The 19619-nt window shown below is 73.1% G+C and carries 18 protein-coding genes and 6 tRNA genes; 10 read left to right on the top strand and 14 right to left on the bottom strand.

Annotated elements, in window-relative coordinates:
• Positions 1-6: 6 nt before the first annotated feature.
• Together ACIPSC_RS02160 and pgsA are read right to left on the bottom strand one after the other, a co-directional pair.
• The gene (locus ACIPSC_RS02160; RefSeq protein ID WP_400822292.1) at positions 7-996 is read right to left on the bottom strand and encodes a phosphatidylinositol mannoside acyltransferase; all 990 of its coding nucleotides are present in this window, start codon (positions 994-996) and stop codon (positions 7-9) included.
• Between the two features lie 15 nt (positions 997-1011).
• Positions 1012-1659, bottom strand: a complete 648-nt coding sequence (pgsA, locus tag ACIPSC_RS02165; protein WP_238861564.1) for a phosphatidylinositol phosphate synthase — start codon at positions 1657-1659, stop codon at positions 1012-1014.
• Positions 1660-1925: 266 nt separating this feature from the next.
• Between pgsA and ACIPSC_RS02170 the strand changes: the two genes are divergently transcribed.
• Positions 1926-3992: an elongation factor G-like protein EF-G2 gene (locus ACIPSC_RS02170; RefSeq protein ID WP_400822293.1), complete on the top strand. Its 2067-nt coding sequence runs from the start codon at positions 1926-1928 to the stop codon at positions 3990-3992.
• A gap of 18 nt (positions 3993-4010) precedes the next feature.
• Here the strand turns inward: ACIPSC_RS02170 and ACIPSC_RS02175 are convergent, their stop codons facing one another.
• Positions 4011-4439, bottom strand: a complete 429-nt coding sequence (locus tag ACIPSC_RS02175) for a thiol-disulfide oxidoreductase DCC family protein (RefSeq protein ID WP_400822295.1) — start codon at positions 4437-4439, stop codon at positions 4011-4013.
• Positions 4440-4661: 222 nt separating this feature from the next.
• Between ACIPSC_RS02175 and ACIPSC_RS02180 the strand changes: the two genes are divergently transcribed.
• A complete protein-coding gene (locus ACIPSC_RS02180; protein ID WP_400822297.1) occupies positions 4662-6314 on the top strand; it encodes a hypothetical protein in 1653 nt (550 codons plus the stop codon).
• A gap of 75 nt (positions 6315-6389) precedes the next feature.
• On the opposite strand, the gene ACIPSC_RS02185 is transcribed toward ACIPSC_RS02180, so the two are convergent.
• The 4 genes from ACIPSC_RS02185 to ACIPSC_RS02200 all read right to left on the bottom strand — a co-directional run bounded on the left by ACIPSC_RS02185 (position 6390) and on the right by ACIPSC_RS02200 (position 10912).
• On the bottom strand, positions 6390-6950 hold the full coding sequence (locus ACIPSC_RS02185) for an HIT family protein (protein WP_395296930.1): 561 nt from the start codon (positions 6948-6950) through the stop codon (positions 6390-6392).
• A gap of 81 nt (positions 6951-7031) precedes the next feature.
• Entirely contained in the window at positions 7032-9011 is a 1980-nt protein-coding gene (gene thrS / locus ACIPSC_RS02190) for a threonine--tRNA ligase (RefSeq protein ID WP_400822299.1), read from the bottom strand.
• Between the two features lie 142 nt (positions 9012-9153).
• The gene (locus tag ACIPSC_RS02195) at positions 9154-10326 is read right to left on the bottom strand and encodes a hypothetical protein (RefSeq protein ID WP_400822300.1); all 1173 of its coding nucleotides are present in this window, start codon (positions 10324-10326) and stop codon (positions 9154-9156) included.
• 31 nt (positions 10327-10357) lie between these two features.
• Entirely contained in the window at positions 10358-10912 is a 555-nt protein-coding gene (locus ACIPSC_RS02200) for a DUF4365 domain-containing protein (protein ID WP_400822302.1), read from the bottom strand.
• Positions 10913-11060: 148 nt separating this feature from the next.
• Between ACIPSC_RS02200 and ACIPSC_RS02205 the strand changes: the two genes are divergently transcribed.
• Positions 11061-11828: an exonuclease domain-containing protein gene (locus tag ACIPSC_RS02205; protein ID WP_400822303.1), complete on the top strand. Its 768-nt coding sequence runs from the start codon at positions 11061-11063 to the stop codon at positions 11826-11828.
• Between the two features lie 64 nt (positions 11829-11892).
• On the opposite strand, the gene ACIPSC_RS02210 is transcribed toward ACIPSC_RS02205, so the two are convergent.
• The 3 genes from ACIPSC_RS02210 to ACIPSC_RS02220 form a co-directional block, all read right to left on the bottom strand.
• Positions 11893-11964, bottom strand: a tRNA-Val gene (locus ACIPSC_RS02210).
• A gap of 219 nt (positions 11965-12183) precedes the next feature.
• Positions 12184-12255, bottom strand: a tRNA-Val gene (locus ACIPSC_RS02215).
• 144 nt (positions 12256-12399) lie between these two features.
• Positions 12400-12930 carry a TIGR02611 family protein gene (locus ACIPSC_RS02220; RefSeq protein ID WP_400822305.1) on the bottom strand — a complete coding sequence of 177 codons (531 nt, stop codon included), beginning with the start codon at positions 12928-12930 and terminating at the stop codon, positions 12400-12402.
• Positions 12931-13124: 194 nt separating this feature from the next.
• Here ACIPSC_RS02220 and ACIPSC_RS02225 point away from each other — a divergent pair, with 194 nt between their 5' ends.
• Together ACIPSC_RS02225 and ACIPSC_RS02230 are read left to right on the top strand one after the other, a co-directional pair.
• Complete coding sequence (locus ACIPSC_RS02225) at positions 13125-13538, top strand: SsgA family sporulation/cell division regulator (protein ID WP_030056266.1); 414 nt, start codon at positions 13125-13127, stop codon at positions 13536-13538.
• 397 nt (positions 13539-13935) lie between these two features.
• Positions 13936-14505 carry a CGNR zinc finger domain-containing protein gene (locus ACIPSC_RS02230; protein WP_400822307.1) on the top strand — a complete coding sequence of 190 codons (570 nt, stop codon included), beginning with the start codon at positions 13936-13938 and terminating at the stop codon, positions 14503-14505.
• Between the two features lie 82 nt (positions 14506-14587).
• On the opposite strand, the gene ACIPSC_RS02235 is transcribed toward ACIPSC_RS02230, so the two are convergent.
• A complete protein-coding gene (locus ACIPSC_RS02235; protein ID WP_400822308.1) occupies positions 14588-15109 on the bottom strand; it encodes a hypothetical protein in 522 nt (173 codons plus the stop codon).
• A gap of 146 nt (positions 15110-15255) precedes the next feature.
• On the opposite strand from ACIPSC_RS02235, the gene ACIPSC_RS02240 reads away from it, so the two are divergent.
• Entirely contained in the window at positions 15256-15756 is a 501-nt protein-coding gene (locus tag ACIPSC_RS02240) for a DsbA family protein (RefSeq protein WP_400822310.1), read from the top strand.
• A gap of 19 nt (positions 15757-15775) precedes the next feature.
• Here ACIPSC_RS02240 and ACIPSC_RS02245 read toward each other — a convergent pair whose 3' ends face one another.
• From ACIPSC_RS02245 to ACIPSC_RS02255, 3 genes are all read right to left on the bottom strand, one after another.
• Positions 15776-16618 (bottom strand): GNAT family N-acetyltransferase, encoded by an 843-nt coding sequence (locus ACIPSC_RS02245; RefSeq protein WP_400822312.1) that lies wholly within the window; start codon positions 16616-16618, stop codon positions 15776-15778.
• A gap of 103 nt (positions 16619-16721) precedes the next feature.
• Positions 16722-17552: an aminotransferase class IV gene (locus tag ACIPSC_RS02250; RefSeq protein ID WP_400822314.1), complete on the bottom strand. Its 831-nt coding sequence runs from the start codon at positions 17550-17552 to the stop codon at positions 16722-16724.
• Between the two features lie 155 nt (positions 17553-17707).
• On the bottom strand, positions 17708-18757 hold the full coding sequence (locus tag ACIPSC_RS02255; RefSeq protein ID WP_400822315.1) for a chorismate-binding protein: 1050 nt from the start codon (positions 18755-18757) through the stop codon (positions 17708-17710).
• Between the two features lie 352 nt (positions 18758-19109).
• Here ACIPSC_RS02255 and ACIPSC_RS02260 point away from each other — a divergent pair.
• The 4 genes from ACIPSC_RS02260 (at position 19110) to ACIPSC_RS02275 (ending at position 19515) form a co-directional block, all read left to right on the top strand.
• Positions 19110-19182 (top strand) — tRNA-Gly (locus tag ACIPSC_RS02260).
• 40 nt (positions 19183-19222) lie between these two features.
• Positions 19223-19296 (top strand) — tRNA-Cys (locus ACIPSC_RS02265).
• Between the two features lie 34 nt (positions 19297-19330).
• A tRNA-Val gene (locus ACIPSC_RS02270) sits at positions 19331-19402 on the top strand.
• A 41-nt stretch (positions 19403-19443) separates the two neighbouring features.
• Positions 19444-19515, top strand: a tRNA-Val gene (locus ACIPSC_RS02275).
• The last annotated feature ends 104 nt before the right edge of the window (positions 19516-19619 follow it).

A 19619-nucleotide genomic window follows, 5' to 3' on the forward strand; every position in this document is an offset into this window, starting at 1 on the left:
CGGGGGTCAGGAGCCGGACGCCTCGGCGGCGGGCTCCACGGCGGGCCCGCCCGCCGCCTCCGCGGCCGGACGGACGGCCGGGGGCACGGCCGGTGCCTCCACCGTCGCACGGGCCGGCAGGTCGGCGAGCCAGAACCGCTGCAGCATGTGCCAGTCCTCGGGGTGCTCGCGGATCCCGGCCTCCCAGACCTCCGCCATCGCCTGCACCATCGTCCGCGTCTTCTCGGTGCGGTCCCCCTCCGCCGGCACCGGCACCTCGGGGTGGATCCGCGCCCTCATCACCGGGCCGTCGTACCAGAGCGTCACCGGCAGCAGCGCCGCCCCGGTCCGCTGGCAGAGCGCCGCCGGACCGGCCGGCATCCTGGTCGCCTCACCGAAGAACGACACCTCGACCCCGGCCTCGGAGAGGTCCCGGTCACCGACCAGGCAGACCAGCCGGCCCTCCCGCAGCCGCCGCGCCAGGGTGCCGACCACGCTGACGCCGCCGCCCGTGAGCGCCAGCACCTCCATGCCCAGGCTCTCCCGGAACGCCACGAACCGGTCGAACAGCTCCTCCGGCTTCAGCCGCTCCGCGACCGTCGTGAACGGGTACCCCTCCAGCGCCACCCAGGCGCCCGCGAGGTCCCAGTTCCCCATGTGCGGAAGCGTTATCACCGCGCCCCGCCCCGACTCCATGGCCGCCCGCAGCTCCTCGAAGCCCTCCACCCGGACGTCCCGGGCCACCCGCTGCCGGCTCCACACCGGCAGCCGGAAGGACTCCATCCAGTACCGCATGTACGAGCGCATCCCGGCCCGCGACAGCTCCCGCAGCGCGGCCTCGTCCGCCGCCGGGCGCACCCGCCGCAGATTGGACTCCAGCTGCAGCACCCGCTTGCCGCGCTTGCGCCACGCGAAGTCGGCGATCGCGTCGAACAGGCCCCGCGCGGCCGCCTCCGGCAGGTGCCTCAGCACCGCCCAGCCCAGCGCGTACGCCGAGTACACCAATCGGTCCTTCACCGCAGGCCCGCCCCTTCAGCTCCCGGCCGCCACGCGATCGGCCTCGAACGCCTCCCGGCGCACCGTCAGCATCCGCTGGAACACCGTCACCAGGCTGCCCGCGGCCACCAGCCACAGCGCCACCGGCAGCAGCCACTCCACGTACGGCACCCCGAACTGGTGCAGACCCGCCACACCGGCCGCCACCAGGCTGATCACCAGCCGTTCGGCCCGCTCCACCAGCCCCGACACGTCGCACGGCAGGCCCTGGCTCTCCGCCCGCGCCTTGGTGTACGACACCACCAGGCCGCTCGCCAGGCAGAAGATCGCCACCGCGCAGAGCAGGTTGTTGTCACCCTTGCCCGCGTACCACATGGCCAGACCGCCGAAGATCGCCGCGTCCGCCACCCGGTCGAGGGTGGAGTCCAGGAACGCGCCCCACTTCGTGGACCGGCCCAACTGCCGCGCCATGTTCCCGTCCACCAGGTCCGAGAAGATGAACAGCGTGATCGTGATGGTGCCCCAGAAGAACTCCCCGCGCGGGAAGAACACCAGCGCGCCGGCCACCGAACCGGCCGTACCGATCAGCGTCACGGCGTCCGGGCTCACACCCAGCCGGATCAGGAACGCGGCGAACGGGGTCAGGACACGTGTGAAGAAGGCACGCGCGTATTTGTTGAGCATGGCCTTCCCGACCGCTCCGATCTCCCTGGTACCCGCCTGCGGCAGCGTACGCGGCAGACGGCCGAACGGATCAGCCCATCCGGCGCACCCATCGTAGCCACGCCGACGACACGCTCCTGCGCACCGCACCGCCCCACCGCCCCCGCACCCCCGCCGCCCGCACGCCCGGCACGCGCCCGCGCACCCAGCGTCACCGCCCGCGCGTACGGGACACCCCGGCCCCTAGACTTTTCACGACAGCCTCGGCGCGACGGGAGGAGACCCCGATGCCCGACCGCAGCACCGCACGAGCCGGCCAGGCGGCGCCCACCGTCACCGACCCTGCCCACCTGCGCAACGTCGTCCTCATCGGCTGCAGCGGCGCGGGAAAGACCACCCTCGCCGAGTCCCTCGCCCTCGCCGCCGGCGCCATCGGCCGCACCGGCCGCGTCTCCGACGGCACCACCGTCTCCGACCACGAGGAGATCGAGCACCAGCAGCAGCGCTCCGTCCAGCTCTCGCTGCTCCCGCTCGAATGGAACGGCATCAAGGTCAACCTGCTCGACCCACCCGGCCACCCCGACTTCTCCGCCGACCTGCGCGCCGCCCTGCACGCCGCCGACGCCGCCGTCTTCGTGGTCTCCGCCACCGACCCGGTCACCGCCCCCACCCGCGCGCTCTGGCGCGAGTGCGCCGCCGAAGGCATCCCCCGCGCCATCGCCGTCGCCAAGCTCGACATCGCCCGCAGCAGCTTCGACGACATCCTCACCACCTGCCACGACGCCTTCGGCCTCGGCCCCGACACCCTGCGCCCGCTCTTCCTCCCCGTGCAGCACGACGGCCACCCCGACGGCAGCATCGACCTGCTCACCGGCCACACCTACGGGCAGACCGAACCGCTCCCCGACACCGCCCCCGCCCGCGACAGCCTCGTCGAGGCCATCTCCGGCCAGGACGACACCCTCATGGAGCGCTACCTCGCCGGCGACACCCTCGACACCGACTCGCTGGAAGACGGCATGCGCCGCGAGGTCCTCGCCTGCACCCTCCACCCCGCCGTCCCCACCACCGACGCCGGCCTGGGCGCCGCCGAACTCCTCGACCTCATCACCACCGCCTTCCCGAACCCCACCCAGCGCACCCGCCCCGCCCCCGAGTGCGACCCCGACGCACCCCTCGCCGCCCAGGTCGTCCGCGTCACCGGCGACGCCTACGTCGGCCGGATCAGCCTGCTGCGGATCTACGCCGGCACGCTGCGCCCCGACACCCGCATCCACCTCACCGGCCCCGACCACCCCGGGGACCAGGACGGCGACGAACGCGTCACCGGCCTCACCAGCCCCTTCGGCAAGCTCCAGCGCAGCGTCCCGCACGCCGTCGCCGGCGACCTCGTCTGCGCCGCCAAACTCACCAGCGCCCGCGCCGGCGACACCGCCCACGAACCCGGCCACCCGGTCAAACTCGACACCTGGACCCTGCCCGAGCCCCTCCTGCCGATCGCCATCGAGGCCCACAGCAAGGCCGACGACGACAAGCTCTCCCAGGCCCTCGCCCGGCTCGCCGCCGAGGACCCGGCGCTGCGCCTCGAACAGAACCCCGACACCCACCAGCTCGTCCTCTGGTGCACCGGCGAGGCCCACGCCGACGTCGTCCTCGACCGGCTCCGCAGCCGCCACGGCGTCCACGTCGACACCGTCGAACCCCGGGTCGCCCTCCGCGAGACCTTCGGCACCGCCGCCGCCGGCCACGGCCGCCTGGTCAAACAGTCCGGCGGGCACGGCCAGTACGCCATCTGCGACCTGGAGGTCGAACCCCTCCCCGCCGGCGCCGGCTTCGAATTCGACGAGCACGTCGTCGGCGGCGCCGTCCCCAAGCACTTCATCCCCTCCGTCGAGAAGGGCGTGCGCGCCCAGCTCGCCAAGGGCGTCTCCACCGGCTACCCGCTCGTCGACGTCCGCGTCACCCTCACCGACGGCAAGGCGCACTCGGTCGACTCCTCCGACTCCTCGTTCCAGACCGCCGCCGCCCTCGCCCTGCGCGACGCCGCCGAGCACGCCGTCATCCGGCTCCTCGAACCCGTCGCCGCGGTCAGCGTGCTGCTGCCCGACGACTACCTCGGCGCCGTCCTGACCGACCTCTCCGCCCGCCGCGGCCGCGTCCTCGGCACCGAGACCGGCGGTCCGAACCTCACCCTGCTGCGCGCCGAAGTCCCCGAACTCGAACTCGTCCGCTACCCCGTCGACCTGCGCTCACTCACCCACGGCACCGCCGAGTTCTCCCGCGCCTACCTGCGCCACGAACCCATGCCGGCCGCCCTCGCCACCCGCCACACCGAGGGCAAGGACCGGTCCTAGGACGGACCTGGGACGGGCCTAGAACTGAGCCGGGCCCGTCGGCGGCCGCAGCGCGCAGGCCGGCGTCCCGCCCGGCATCCGGTGCCGGTTCCTGGCCACCCACCGGTACACGACGCCCGCCACCGGACGCACCGGCGGCAGCGCCAGCACCCCGCCCAGGTACGCCCAGGCACCGCCCGAGCGCATCAGCAGCCGCGCCACCGCCTGCGCCCCGCCGTACACCCGGCCGGCCGGCGTCACCCAGAGCACCTCCTGCTCGGCCCGCTCCCACGACACCTCGCCGCGGCCCCCCGCCAGCGCGTCCAGCCCCGCCAGGTCCGCGAACTGGAACGGCACCGCCTCCCAGCCCGCCGAGGCCAGCGTCTGCCGCGGATACCGCTCCGCCCACACCACGCAGGTCGAGCAGAACGCACAGTCCCCGTCGAAGACCAGCACCGGATCCTTCACTGCGACTCCCTCGCTCCGACTCCTCGGCACGACCCCATTGCGCCCATCGTGCACCATTGCGCCCCCACACCCGCCACCAGGTGCGTCACGGCCCCCGAAGCTGGGCATCATGCCCCACAGGCCCCGGGTGGCCCGATCGTGACGGTACTTCAGACGATCATCCGCGCAGCGGTGCCGGGGCACGGTAACCTGCCGCTGACAAGGGGAGGAGGGGACGCCACCGTGACCACACTCGACATGACCCCGGGTGCGCAGATACCCCGGACCGACGCCGGCCCGCAGACCGCCGTCACCCAGGCGCTCTCCTCGACCGCCTACCGCGACAGCGAAGTCCACGACTTCGCCGCCGCCGTCACCGCCGCCACCGCCAAGAAGGGCCGCTTCGCCCTCTTCCGCCCCAACCTCGGCGAGGCGTTCAGCCGCGCCGTGATCTCCCGCGCGCTCGGCGGCGACCGCAAACCGCTGGTGCCCTCCTTCGGCATCGACACCCGCCAGATCGTCGAACACTGCCTCGCCGCCGAGGACCTCCGCGCCGCCCGCGACCGCCGGCTCACCACCGTCACGGTCGTCACCGGCGTGCTCTTCCTCCCCGGCACCCTGCTCTGGCTCGGCGCCTTCCAGCTCCGCGCCTGGCTCAAGCGCGACAACCCCAAGAACGCCGCGTTCTACGGCGGCCTCGTCCTGGCCGCCGCGATCGCCGTCGCCCTGCTCCTCGCGATCAAGCCCCCCTCCGGCGGCCCGCTCGGCATCTACCTCCGCCTGGTGATGCTCGCCCCGGTCGTCGGCTGGTACCTGGCCAAGCGGATCGTCCTCAGCTCCGCCCTCGACCTGCGCGCCCGCTGGCAGGACCTCGTCGAGGGCAACGCCGTCGCCGCCACCGTCCCCAAGGCCGTCCCCCGCGACGACCTGGACAAGAAGGCCGCCGACCTGCGGGCCAAACTCGGCCGGCTGGAGTCCGAGCAGGAGACCAACGTCCAGCACTACGCCGGCACCAAGGGCATCCTCGGCGCCGGAAAGCGCTGGGGCGAGTGGAAGATGGCGGACGTGCTGCTCCCCGCCGAGGGCCACGGCGACTTCCGCGCCTTCCACCCCTGGGACCTCGTCCGCCGGATCGCGGGCCGGCTCAAGTCGCTCGGCATCAGCGAGGTCGCCAACAGCGGCATCCCGAACGTGGCCGTCAAGCAGTGGGTCGTCTTCGAGGTCGGCGAGGGCGCCGACGAGATCAGCCGCCCGCCCGCAGGCGACGCCAACATGGACGGCGACCGGATGCGCGACTTCGCCGTCCAGGCCATCGCCGACAAGCAGACCTTCCCCGGCGGCCCCCGGCACTACCTCGCCACCCAGTTCATCACGCACGACGGCAAGCTGGTCCTGACCTTCACCGTCACCGTGACCCTGCTGGCCAACACGCTGAACGTCGCCGTGGCCGCCTTCGCCCTCGGACCGGTCAACGGCCTCTTCTTCGACAAGCCCAAGGACAAGGAGAAGACGGTCGCGAAGACGGTGAAGTTCTGGGAGGAGCAGACCGTCAAGCTCCCCCTCATCGACAACGACGAGGTGGTGCGCCAGGCCGTCCGCGCGCCCTTCTACCGCGCACCCGGCCTGCTCGGCTGGCTCGGCGGCGGCCTCGGCCTGCCCGAGCCGTTCGGCCTGCGCCACGCCTGGGCCGCGCCGCCCTGGAACACCCGCTCCATGGCGGACAACGCGCTGAACGTCTCCCACCCGGTGACCCAGGCCGTCCTCGCGGCCACGCTGGAGTTCCTGGCGGAGCACGACGTCGACGCGGAGCGCTTCTTCAAGGGCCGCGCCTCGATCATCAAGTCCGAGACGCAGGGCACCCGGCCGTACCGGGTCGACCAGTACGACGCCGGCTGAGCCCGGCCCCGGGTAAGCCGAAGGGCCCGCCACCGAGATCGCTCTCGGTGGCGGGCCCTTCGGCTCGCCCGGCACTCAGTCCTGCGGCCAGGCCTCGGCCAGCATCTTGCGGGTGTCCGCCAGCAGCTGCGGCAGCACCTTGGTGTGCCCGACCACCGGCATGAAGTTGGTGTCCCCGCCCCAGCGCGGCACCACGTGCTGGTGCAGGTGCGCCGCGATCCCGGCACCGGCCGCCGCGCCCTGGTTCATCCCGATGTTGAACCCGTGCGCCCCCGAGGCCGCCCGCAGCGCCGTCATCGCCTTCTTGGTGAAATCGGCCAGCTCGGCGGTCTCCGCCTCGTCCAGCTCGGTGTAGTCGGCGACGTGCCGGTACGGGACGACCATCAGGTGCCCGCCGTTGTACGGGTACAGGTTGAGCACCGCGAACACGGCGCTCCCCCGCGCGACGACCAGCCCGTCCTCGTCGCTCAGCGACGGGATCGAGCAGAACGGGCAACCGTCGTCCGGAGCCGGGCCGGTGGGCTTGTTCTCGCCCTGGATGTACGCCATCCGATGGGGGGTCCAGAGGCGGCGGAAGCCGTCCGGCTCGCCGACGCCCCGCTGCAGTTCCGGCTCAGTCGTCATGCTGATCAGCATATTCGCCCGACGGTGCTTGCAAAGCAGAGTGGGGCAGACTCCCTGCGGAGCCTGCCCCACACCACACACCGTGCTAACGCGTCACACCTGGATGCGGCGCTCCACGGCGTCGACGATCTCGGCGATCGCGTCGGCCACCGGCACGCCGTTCTTCTGCTCGCCGTTGCGGTAGCGGAAGGAGACCGCGCCCGCCTCGACGTCGTCGTTGCCCGCGATCAGCATGAACGGGGTCTTCGACTTCTGGGCGTTGCGGATCTTCTTCTGCATCCGGTCGTCCGAGGTGTCCACCTCGACCCGGATCCCGCGCTTCTTCAGCTCGGCCGCGACCTCCAGCAGGTACGGCACGTGCTCGTCGGTGATCGGGATGCCGGTCACGGTGACCGGGGCCAGCCACGGCGGCATGGCGCCGGCGTAGTGCTCCAGCAGCACCGCGAAGAACCGCTCGATCGAGCCGAACAGCGCGCGGTGGATCATGACCGGCCGCTGGCGCGAGCCGTCCGCCGCGGTGTACTCCAGGTCGAACCGCTCGGGCAGGTTGAAGTCGAGCTGGATGGTGCTCATCTGCCAGGTACGGCCGATGGCGTCCTTCGCCTGCACCGAGATCTTGGGACCGTAGAAGGCCGCGCCGCCCGGGTCCGGGACCAGCGGCAGGCCCTGCTTCTCGGCCACGGCGGCGAGGACCGCGGTGGCCTCCTCCCAGGTGTCGTCGCTGCCGACGTACTTGACCGGATCCTTGGTGGAGAGCTCCAGGTAGAAGTCGGTCAGACCGTAGTCGCGCAGCAGGTTGAGCACGAAGGTCAGCGTCGAGTCGAGCTCGTCCGCCATCTGCTCGCGGGTGCAGTAGATGTGCGCGTCGTCCTGGGTGAAGCCGCGGGCCCGGGTCAGGCCGTGCACCACGCCGGACTTCTCGTAGCGGTACACCGTCCCGAACTCGAAGAAGCGCAGCGGCAGTTCACGGTACGAGCGGCCCCGCGCGTCGAAGATCAGGTTGTGCATCGGGCAGTTCATGGGCTTCAGGTAGTAGTCCACGCCCTCGTCGAGCTGCATGGGCGGGTACATACCGTCCGCGTACCAGTCCAGGTGGCCGCTCTTCTCGAAGAGCTTCCCCTTGGTGGCGTGCGGGGTGTAGACGAACTCGTAGCCCTCCTCCTCGTGCCGGCGGCGCGAGTAGTCCTCCATGGCGCGGCGGATGATGCCGCCCTTGGGGTGGAAGACGGCGAGGCCGGAGCCGATCTCCTCCGGGATGGAGAAGAGGTCGAGCTCGTTGCCGAGCTTGCGGTGGTCGCGCTTCTCGGCCTCGACGAGGAAGTCGAGGTGCGCCTTGAGCTCGTCCTTGCTCGGCCAGGCGGTGCCGTAGATGCGCTGCAGCATGGGGTTCTTCTCGCTGCCGCGCCAGTAGGCGGCCGCGTTGCGCATCAGCTTGAACGCCGGGATGTGCCGGGTGGAGGGCAGGTGCGGGCCACGGCAGAGGTCGCCCCAGCACTGCTCGCCGCTCTTGGCGTCCAGGTTGTCGTAGATGGTCAGCTCGCCGGCGCCGACCTCGACGTCCGCGCCCTCGCCGGCGGTGGCGGCGGAGCCCTTGAGGCCGATCAGCTCCAGCTTGAACGGCTCGGCGGCCAGCTCCTCGCGGGCGGACTCGTCGGTGACCACGCGGCGGGAGAACTTCTGCCCGCGCTTGATGATCTCCTGCATCTTCTTCTCGATGGCCTTGAGGTCATCGGGGTGGAACGGCTTCTCGACGTCGAAGTCGTAGTAGAAGCCGTCCTTGACCGGCGGGCCGATGCCGAGCTTGGCCTCCGGGAAGAGCTGCTGCACGGCCTGCGCCATGACGTGCGCGGTGGAGTGGCGCAGGATGTCCAGGCCGTCCTTGCTGCCGATCGCGACCGGCTCGACCTCTTCGCCGTCCTGAACGACGTACGCGAGGTCCTTGAGCTGGCCACCGACGCGGGCGGCGATGATCGAGCGGTCGTCGGCGAAGAGCTCGGCGGCCGTCGTGCCCGTGGTCACCACGCGCTCTTCCCGATCGGGTTCGCGGTTGATGATTACCCGGACGTCCGTCACCGGTCTCTCCTGACGTGCTGGATTCAGAGGACGCAGCACAGCGCTGCGTCTGACCGATGGTACCGAGACCGGTGGCCCCGCCGTCACCTAGATCCGTTCGGCCTCACGCCCAGGTCCTTCGGCCTCACGCCCCGGACAGGGCCTAGATCGGCTCGGGCCCCTCGCCAAGGCTCTTCAGCAGCCGCTCGTGCTCCCCGTCCTCCACGCCGCACGGCTCCAGGCCGCGGGGGTGCGTGAGCCGGCGAAAGCCCCCGCGCCGCTCCAGCCTGCCGCTGACCCGCACCGGCGTGCCGGCCAGGTGGGCCTCGGCGGCCAGCCGGTAGGCCGGGTCGGCGAGCCGCACCTTCACCTCGCTGACCTCGGCGCCGCCGAGCACCCGCAGCCGCACGGTGCCGGGCCCGGCGGGATCGGCGCGCTTGAGCCGGACCACCACACCGACCACGGTGACGGCGACGGCCGGCTCGATCCGCTCCAGCAGCGCCGCGGCCTCCGCCAGCGCCGGGAGGTCCCCCGGGGAGAACTCCAGCACGATCCGCCGGTCGCCGAAGCCGCCGGGGGTGCCGACGGCGGCGGACCAGGCGACCGAGAGCTGCGCCGCCGTCGCACCGCGCACCAGCTCGGCGACGGACTCCACCAGCTCGCGGCTGACCCCGGCCTGGACGGCGTTCTCGAAGGCCTCCGGTCCGCCGCTGACCCGCCGGTAGTCCACCGCGTCGCGCAGCGCCTCCAGGGCGCGGACCAGGGTGGTGACCGCCGCCCGGCCCTCGGGGGCCGGGGTGTGGGCGGTGAGCCCGGCGCCGCTCTGGGCGGCCGGGCCGCGCTCGACCACCAGGACGCGCTCCAGGAAGTCGCCGGCCCAGGCGTCCAGCCGGGCGCCGAAGTAGGCGGCCCTGGTCCGGCCGGCCTTGGCGCCGGCCGCGAGCATCCCCCGGGCGGAGCGGCGGAGCCGCTCGGCGTCCTCCCAGGGCGCGGTGCCGGCCGGGCCGGGAAGCTCGCGCCGCCACTGCAGCTCGTCGCCGGGGACGGTGAGGGCGAGCAGGATGGCGCGGGCGGAGGGGCTGCGCGAGTGCGACAGGGCGGTGACGGCGTCGGCGAGCAGTTCGACCGCGTCGTCGAAGCCGTCGTCGGCCGGGACGAGCAGGCTGGTGCCGGATCCGGCGTCGTCCGGGGGCGTCCACCGCCCGTAGCGGGCGGTCGGGCCGCCGCGGCGGATCCAGCCGTGCCGGGCGAGGAGGGTGGCGAGCACCGCCGGGTCGACGGCGGCCGGGTCGGGCAGGGGCCGGGTGCCGTCGTGAGGTCCTGATGGCAGCGTCATGGTCCTGTTCCTCCCGCCGGGGGCGGCGCCGTCACGGGCTGCCGCCCGCGCCGACCCGCGCCATGATGTCGCACAGTGCGCGGTCGTCGAAGACCTGCGCGGTGGGCACCCGGACGTTGGTCCGGCGCTGCCCGGTGACCGGGTGGCCGGCCAGGTTGACCCAGTAGCAGCAGTGCCGCAGCTCCAGTGCGTCGGGCCGGGCCTCCAGCCAGTGGTCGACCCGGCTGGGCAGCAGCATCACGACCAGGATCCGCGGCACCGCGACCCGCTCCCTGGCCAGCTTGCGCAGGTGGTCGTTGTCCAGGGTGAAGCTGAAGCGGGCGCCGCGCGGCCGGGGGGCGATCTGCTGGGTGGCCTTGAGCTGGATCTTGACGGTGACCTCGTCGTCCACCTCGTGCGCCCGGGAGCCGTGGCTGACCTGCCAGTCGATGCCGTTGTCCGGGAACGGCTGGGAGAGCGAGCAGCCGGCCGCGGCCGCGACCGCGTGCAGGTAGCCGACCTGCAGGGTCTCCATGCAGGCCGTCACCGCCAGGTTGCCCCGCAGGACCTCCGCCGCCTCCTCGGGCTGCGGCTGTGTCAGCACCATCGCCCCGTTGCCTCCCCCGGCCCCCGGGCCCGCCCGGATTCGAACAGGACACCTGACCGCAGGGTTCCCGGCCGGTCCCGACCCAAACGGTTGAGCGGACGTCAGGAGCGGTATCACCCTCGGGGAAAGCAGGACCTGAGGGGCAGTCATGCAGCAGCACTGGTACACCGGCCCACTTGCCTCCTTCGACACCGAGACCACCGGCGTGGACGTCGAGACCGACCGGATCGTCTCCGCCGCCCTGGTGGTCCAGCTCACCCCGGGCGCACCCGCGCGGACCGCGACCTGGCTGGCCGATCCGGGCGTGCCGATACCGGACGGCGCCCGCGCGATCCACGGCATCTCCGACGAGCGGGTGCGCACGGACGGCCGCCCGGCCCGGACGGTGGTTTCGGAGCTGGCCCGTGCGCTGGCCGAGCAGGCCCGGGCCGGGCGGCCGGTGGTGGTGATGAACGCGCCGTACGACCTGACGCTGCTTGACCGGGAGCTGCGCCGGCACCGGGCGGTGTCGTTGGCGGAGGCGCTGGGCCCGCAGGAGCTGCTGATACTCGACCCGCGGGTGCTGGACAAGCACGTGGACCGCTACCGGAAGGGCCGGCGTACCCTGACGGACCTCTGCGCGCACTACGGGGTGGAGCTGGCCGGGGCGCACGACGCCGCGGCGGACGCCACGGCCTCGCTGGAGCTGGTGCGGGCGATCGGTTCGCGCTACCCGGCGGCGCTGGGCGGGCTGTCGGTGGCGGAGCTGCACCTGCGGCAGGCGATCTGGCACGCGGCGCAGGCGCGGGGGCTGCAGAACTGGTTCGACCGCTCGGGGACTCCGGAGCGGGTGGACGTCTCCTGGCCGCTGCGGCCGGCCCGGTGCGGCTGCGGGCGGCGGCTCTCGCCGGAGCACAGCTGCGAGGTCGCGGCGTAGCCGTCGGCCCGGGAACGCCACAGGCCCTGACCGGTCTTCCGATCAGGGCCTGCGTGCTGTCCGGTGGGCGATACTGGGATCGAACCAGTGACCCCTTCGGTGTGAACGAAGTGCTCTCCCGCTGAGCTAATCGCCCGGGCAACGAGAAGAACAGTAGCACCGTTCGGGGGGTGTCGTACAACTCGGACCGGTCGGCGCCGCCTGGCGCACCCGCAGAACTCGCACCCCGCGCGGAAGGTGACTGTTCCTCAGTCGATTCCCGGGAACTTCCGGACGGCCGTTCAGCACATTGCGGAAATACATGTGAGGCCCAGCCGACAATCGGCTGGGCCTCACATATCACAATGCATTCCGGTGGGCGATACTGGGATCGAACCAGTGACCCCTTCGGTGTGAACGAAGTGCTCTCCCGCTGAGCTAATCGCCCGGGTGCAGGGAAAACATTACCGCATCCGGTGGGGTGGTCCGAACACCCCCCGATCCGGCCCCCCGCTCCGGGCACCAGCCCCCCGCCGGCCCGCCCTCCGCCGCCCTCCCGCGGACGGCCCGCCACCGGTTGCGGCCGGACGGGTCAGTTGCCGATCTTCCACGGCATGACCAGCCCGTACCTCGACAGGTACCAGGCACCGATCCCGGCGATCACCGCCAGGCCGATCACGGTGAGGATGATGTTGCGGCGCCGCACCTTCGGGTCCAGCGCCTTCTGGGCCGCCTCGGCCACCTTGCGGCGGGTCCAGCGCAGGGCCAGCTGGGCCCAGACGAACTCGGTGGCCCAGATGCCCATGCCCAGGAAGATGACCACCCAGCCGGGCCCCGGCAGCGGCAGCATGACCACGCCGGCCCCGACCACCGCCAGGCCGACCAGGAAGACCGCCACCTGCCAGCTCAGGTGCAGGGGCCGGGAGCGGCGGATGAAGTGCGGTGCCCGCGAGCCGAGCCCCCGCCCGCCGTCCGCCGTCCCCTCGTCGGCCCGTTCCTCACCGGCGGCCTCGCCGCCGTTCCCGCTGCCCGGCCTGGCCCCCGACTCGTCCGGCACGACCGCATCACCCGTTCTCGTGTTCCCGCCCGCGTTCCCGCGCGCCTTGTCGCTTCGCACAGTCATGCCAGGAAACTAACCGAGAAGTGGCCCGGTAATGCGGCGCCGGGCACTCCGTGCCGAATCCGCAATGCGCCGTAAGGGGTACGACTCGGCCCCGAATCCGGACAGAGGGGTTTACATCGGTCGTGGAGGTGGGATGGTCCGTTCGCCGACGTGCGATTCCCCGAGCGCACACTGAGCGAAAGGCCATGGCGCTTATGAACACCACGGTCAGCTGCGAGCTGCACCTGCGCCTCATCGTGTCCAGCGAGTCCTCACTGCCCGTCCCCGCGGGCCTGCGCTACGACACCGCCGACCCCTATGCCGTGCACGCGACGTTCCACACCGGCGCCGACGAGACCGTGGAGTGGGTGTTCGCCCGAGATCTCCTTGCGGAGGGGCTGCACCGACCCACGGGTACCGGCGACGTCCGGGTGTGGCCCTCGCGCAGCCACGGGCAAGGGGTGGTCTGCATCGCGCTGAGCTCTCCGGAAGGAGAAGCCCTGCTGGAGGCCCCGGCCCGCGCGCTTGAGTCTTTCCTCAAGCGGACGGACGCCGCCGTGCCGCCCGGCACCGAACACCGTCACTTCGACCTCGACCGGGAGCTGTCCCACATCCTCGCCGAAAGCTGACCCCGTCCGGGAGGTGGTCGCACCCCGCAGTCGGCGGGGCCGTACCCCCTGCCGTCACCGCAGCCGTCCTACTCGGGGGCACGGCAGCAAGACTCAGCCGCGCACGACGCGGTCTCGGGGCCGGTGAACGGCCCGCTCCCACCGGAGCGGGCCCCAGCACCGCAGGCGCCCGGCATCGGAGCCGGCCACCCGCACGGGTGGCCGGCCTCGCTGCCGGGCGCCGTCGTCTTCCCGGGCGTCGCGGCCTTCCGGCGCCGGGCGTCGCGGCCTTCCGGCGCCGGACACCCGTACAACCCTTCGAGCGAAGCGACCGCCGTGCGCGACGGGGCCCGGTAAGGTCTGAGGTTGACCGTAGACGCGGGGTGCCGACGGCCCCCTCCGGGCGAGGAGCCCCCACGTGCTGATCACCCACGACACCGAGTGCGCGCTGAGCATCCTCGTCGAGCTGCTCAACACCGCACCCGAGGTGTGCGGCACCGAGCTGCTGCCCGACGTGGCCGCACTCGACGCCTTCGTGGTCCGCCAGGAGATCAGCGAGGTCGACTCGCTGACCGAGGACGACCTGCGCAACGTGCACCGGCTGCGCACCCGGCTCCGGGAGGTGTTCGTCACCGAGGGCACCGAGGAGGCCTCGGAGCTGATCAACGCCCTGGTCGCGGACGCCGGCACCACGCCGCGCCTGACCAACCACGACCACCACGGGTGGCACATCCACTACTTCGCCCCGCACGCCGCTCTGCACGACCACCTCGCGGCGGAGCTGGGCATGGCGCTGGCCTTCATCCTGACCGCCGGGGAGCGGGACCGGCTGCGCCGGTGCGAGGCGCCCGACTGCGCGCGGGTCTTCGTGGACCTCTCCCGCAACCGCTCCCGGCGCTACTGCGACAGCCGGACCTGCGGCAACCGGCTGCACGTGGCCGCCTACCGGGCGCGGCAGCGTTCGGCGGAGGCCGTGCCCTCCGCCTGAAAGGCGGCCGGCGCTTCTCCGCTCGGCCCCGCCTTCGCCCCGTCCTCGGTCCGCCGCGGGTCCGCCTCCGGGCCGCCCCGGGTCAGATACCGCGGCGGCGGAGGATCTCCTCGATGTCGTCGAACTCGTCGCCGAGGCCGTCGTCCCGCTTGCCCCCCTTGCCCCTCTTCGGGGCCGCCGCCTTCGGGACCGTCGCCCCGGGTGGGGTGGCTCCGGCGTTCGTCGGGCCGGCCGTTGCCGTCCGCGAGCCGGCCACGGCGGGCCTGACCGGGGCCGCCCCCGCCGCGGCCGGGCCGGACTCGGCCGCGCCCACGGCCCGGCGCCGGCCCACCAGGCGGGTGGTGACCAGCAGCCCGGCCGAGACCGCGAGCAGGGCGAGGCCCGTCCAGATCCGGGGGCTGAAGACCAGGTCGGTCGCCCAGTCGGCCAGCTCGTCGCCGATCGTCCGCGCGACCGGGAACAGGCCGGACAGGTAGAGCCCCGCCGGGAGCAGCGCGGCGGCGAACCACAGGACCGCGGAGCGGTACCGCCGTCGGTACGCGCGCAGACCGGCCACGGCCACTCCGGCCGCGGTGAGCGCGAAGGCGACCGCCGCCGTCAGCACGGCCGGTCCCCGGACGGCCCGGCGGGCCGCGGCGTACCGCGCCCGGTGCTCGTGCTCACTCTGGTCATCGGACCTCCCGTGGCTGCGGCCGTCGGCCGGGCGCACCACCGGGACGGGGCGGCGCCCACTAGTGGAACACTGGGGGCATGATCGAAGGTTCCCTCCCCCGCGTCGAGTTCTGGTGCGAGCTCCAGTGCCCGGACTGCCGCACGGCACTCGACGACGTCCGGGCGCTGCGCGCCCAGTACGGCGACGCGCTCCCGGTCGAGCTGCGGCACTTCCCGCTGGAGAAGCACAAGCACGCGTACGCCGCGGCGCAGGCCGCCGAGGAGGCGTTCGCGCAGGGCCTCGGGTGGCCGTACGTCGAGGCGCTGCTTGCCCGGGTCGAGGACCTGGAGGCGCGTGGTGAGGCGGTGCTGCTGGAGGTGGCCCGCGAGGTCGGCGTGGACGCCGAGGAGGTCGACACCGCGCTGGTCGACGGCCGGCACACACTGATCGTGGACGCCGACCAGGCGGAGGGCAAGGCGATCGGGGTCACGGGCACCCCGACGTACGTGATCGCCGGGCAGCGGCTGGACGGCGGGCAGAGCCAGGAGGGGCTGCGGGAGCGGATCACCGCGCTGATCGAGGCCGCGAAGGCGTCCTGACGCGGCGCCGGCAGGCGTTTCAGATCAGCGGCTTGCCGTAGACCCGGTTGGTGATGCGGTAGCCGAGCGAGTCGTAGAGCCGGATCGCGACCTCGTTGCCGGTGAAGACGTTCAGGCCGAGGTCGCGCACCCCGGCGGCCAGGCACTCGCGCTCGGCGAGCAGCATCAGGGTGCGGCCGTGGCCGTGGCCGCGGTGGGCCTCGGCCACCTCGACGACCATCACCCAGGCGAGCGGGGAGCCGTCGGGCAGGTCCCGGACCCGCAGGGCCAGCCAGAGGGCGCCCAGCGGGTCCGGCCCGTCCCCGAAGAGCCGGCGCAGGGCGACGCCGGGGGTGTCCGCGCCCTGCGGCAGCAGGTGCACGTGGTCGGCGTCGGACTTGGCGCGGGCCTGCTGCTCGCTCAGGCCCGAGGCGCAGAGGTCCCGCAGGTAGCCCTGCTTCGCCTCGGCGAGCCAGCCGGGGAAGTCCTCCGGGCCGATCCGGCGCGCGGCCACGCCGGTGGGCAGCTCGGGCGGGGCGGTGAGGCGCTTGGCCATGTTCCGCATCCGCTCGGTGTAGCCGAGGGTGGCGGCGAGACCGCGGGCGGCCTGCGCCGATTCGGAGATGTCCACGTCCACGCGGGAGCAGCCCCAGCCGCGCAGCACCTCCTCGGCGGCGAGCGCGCCGATCGTCCCGCGGCCCCGGCCGCGCCCCTCGTGGACCTCCAACTCGGCGATCTCTCCCCAGAGTTGACTGCCACGCGGGACGCTGGTGGTACGCAGGGCGCCGACCGGCCGGCCGTTGGCGCGAATCTGCCAGCGTCTGGTGCGGCCGCCGGCGGTGGTGGGTGTCTCCGGGCCCTCGGGCCGCAGCGTGGTGGTCATGTCGAGGTCCCTTCCCCTCCGTGCGGGCGTTCTACCGCGCCGGTGCACCGGTGCGGCCGGTGCGCCGGTGGGGTTCGGCCACCGGCGCTCCCGGCCGGAGGGGTCACGGGTCCAGGTCGTCGCCGCTGCGCTCGGCGAAGACGGCCATCGCCTTGGCGGTGACCGGGCCGGGGCCGGGCAGTTCGCGGTCGTCGACGCGGGTGACGGCCTGGACGTCGCGCAGGGTGGAGGTCAGGAAGATCTCGTCGGCCTCCCGGAGCATGTCCAGTGGCAGGTCGGTCTCCTCCGCGTCGCACCAGTCGACGACCAGTCGGCGGGTGATGCCGGCCAGGCAGCCGGAGGCGAGGGTGGGGGTGAGCAGGCGGCCGCCGAGGACGACGAAGACGTTGGAGCCGGTGCCCTCGCAGAGCTGTCCGGCGGTGTTGGCGAGCAGGGCCTCGGAGGCGCCGACGCGGTGCGCGGCGGCGAGAGCGACCACGTTCTCGGCGTACGAGGTGGTCTTGAGGCCGGCGACGGCGCTGTGCTCGTTGCGGCGCCACGGGACGGTGGCGACGGCGGTGGTGTCGGGCCGGCGGGCCACGGAGCCGATGGAGGCGACCAGGGTGGGGGCACCGTCGCCACGCTCGGAGCCGAGCGGGGCGGTGCCGCCGGTGTAGGTGAGGCGCAGTCGGCCGAGCGCCATGGGGTTGGCGGCGAGGACCTGTGCGCAGGCCTCGCGGACCAGGTCGTGGTCGGGGTCGGGCAGGCCGAGGCCGCGGGCGGAGCGGGTGAGCCGGTCGAGGTGGCGGGTGACGGCGAAGGCCCGGCCGTCGACGGCCTTCAGGGTCTCGAAGACGCCGTCGCCGGTGGTGAGTCCGTGGTCGAGGACGGAGAGCGCGGCGTCGGCGGAGTCGACGAGTGTGCCGTTGACCCAGCTCTTGGTCGGGTGCTGCATCGAGGGCTGCTCCTCTGGGCGTTGGGGCGGGGCGGTCGGACGGTGGGAGGGTGCGGGTGGCCGGGGGCCCGGCCCGGGGCCGGGCCGTCGGGTGGCCGGCCGCGAGGCGGTGGTGCGGGTGGCCGGCCGGGCCGTCCGCGCGCCGGTACCGGCCGTCAGTCGGTCTCGGTGCCCGACGCTATCGCGACCAGGCGGGCGGCCTTCAGTTCGGTTTCCGCCCATTCGCCTTCGGGGTCCGAGCCCCAGGTGATGCCGGCACCGGTGCCGAAGCGCAGCACGGGTGCGCCGGGCGCCGTCCGGTCGATCCAGAAGCTGCGGATGCCGACGGCGAGTTCGCCCTCGCCGCGGTCGGCGTCGACCCAGCCGATGGCGCCGCAGTAGGGGCCGCGCGGGGCCGTCTCCAGGGCGTCGATGATCCGCAGGGCGCTGGACTTGGGGGCGCCGGTGACCGAACCGGGCGGGAAGGTCGCGTCCAGCAGCTCGGGCCAGCCGGCCCCGGCGCGCAGGGTGCCCTGGACAGTGGAGACGAGGTGGACCAGGCCGGGGTGCTTCTCGACGGCGCAGAGGTCGGGCACGGTGACCGTCCCGGTCTCGCAGACCCGGCCGAGGTCGTTGCGGACCAGGTCGACGATCATCACGTTCTCCGCGTAGTCCTTCTCCAGCAGGTCGGCCTCGGTGCGGCCGGTGCCCTTGATCGGGCCGGAGGAGACGGTGCGGCCGTCGCGGCGCAGGTAGAGCTCGGGCGAGGCGGTGGCGATCTCGACGCCGTGCTCGGGCAGGCGGATGGTGCCGGCGTAGGGCGCGGGGTTGCCGTGGGCGAGCAGACCGGTGAGGGCGTCGACGTCGGCGCGGGCCGGATCGGGCAGCGGTGCGCTGAGGACGCGGCAGAGGTTGGCCTGGTAGACCTCGCCGGCCGCGATGTGTTCGCGGATCCGCCGGACCCCGGCGGTGTAGGCGGCGTGGTCCAGGGAGCTGCGCCAGCTGTCGGGGGACGGTCCGAGCCAGCCGGCGCCGGAGGGGGCGGCCGGGGCGGGGCGGACGTCGTCGAAGCGGGCGCAGGTGAGCCGGCCCTCGAAGTCGTGGGCGACGGCCCAGAAGCCGGCGGAGTCGAGTGCGGCCGGGTCCGAGGTGACGTCGCGCAGCCCGGTGGCGACGCGGCCGCCGAAGCGGGCGAGCGGGCTGAGGGGGTCGGGGTGGCCGGACACGGTTCTCCTGCACGGGGTGGGGCTGGGCTGCGGTGCCTGAAGTGTAGGTCGGGGGCGCGAAGGGGGGTCGGCGGTGGCGTGCGGGGGCGCGCGGGCACCGGTCCCAGAGCGGTGGCCGGGCGGTATCCGGGCGTCGGGCGGGTGTGCGCGGGACGGCCCGCGGATGATCATCCGAAGACGCCGCTGGTGGGGGCCCGGTGGGCCCGCGGAACCGCTGACGGGACGGCACTCCGGGGCCACCCCCTCGGCACGCTGCGGGAACGGATTTTTAGCTGGCCCGGGAATCCGCTAGAGTTCAACACGTCGCCAGGGAGCGCAGCCGAAGAAAAGCGGTGAAGATCCCGGGAGACAGGCGGACGTGGCTCAGTTGGTAGAGCATCACCTTGCCAAGGTGAGGGTCGCGAGTTCGAATCTCGTCGTCCGCTCGATGGAGAACAGTGTAAGATCGTTCTTCGAGTGTTGCCTGGTGGAGTGGCCGAGAGGCGAGGCAACGGCCTGCAAAGCCGTGTACACGGGTTCAAATCCCGTCTCCACCTCCAAGAGGATCACCCGGTTCGACCGGGGGACCTCCCCGCGCGATTAGCTCAGCGGGAGAGCACTACCTTGACACGGTAGGGGTCACTGGTTCAATCCCAGTATCGCGCACGTCGGATCCTTCGGGGTCTGCTGCAGGACCGCCACACCAGGCGCGATTAGCTCAGCGGGAGAGCACTACCTTGACACGGTAGGGGTCACTGGTTCAATCCCAGTATCGCGCACGTCGGGCCCTTCGGGGTCTGCTGCAGGACCGCCACACCAGGCGCGATTAGCTCAGCGGGAGAGCACTACCTTGACACGGTAGGGGTCACTGGTTCAATCCCAG

Source organism: Kitasatospora sp. NPDC090091, assembly GCF_044747365.1.
Lineage (GTDB): Bacteria > Actinomycetota > Actinomycetes > Streptomycetales > Streptomycetaceae > Kitasatospora.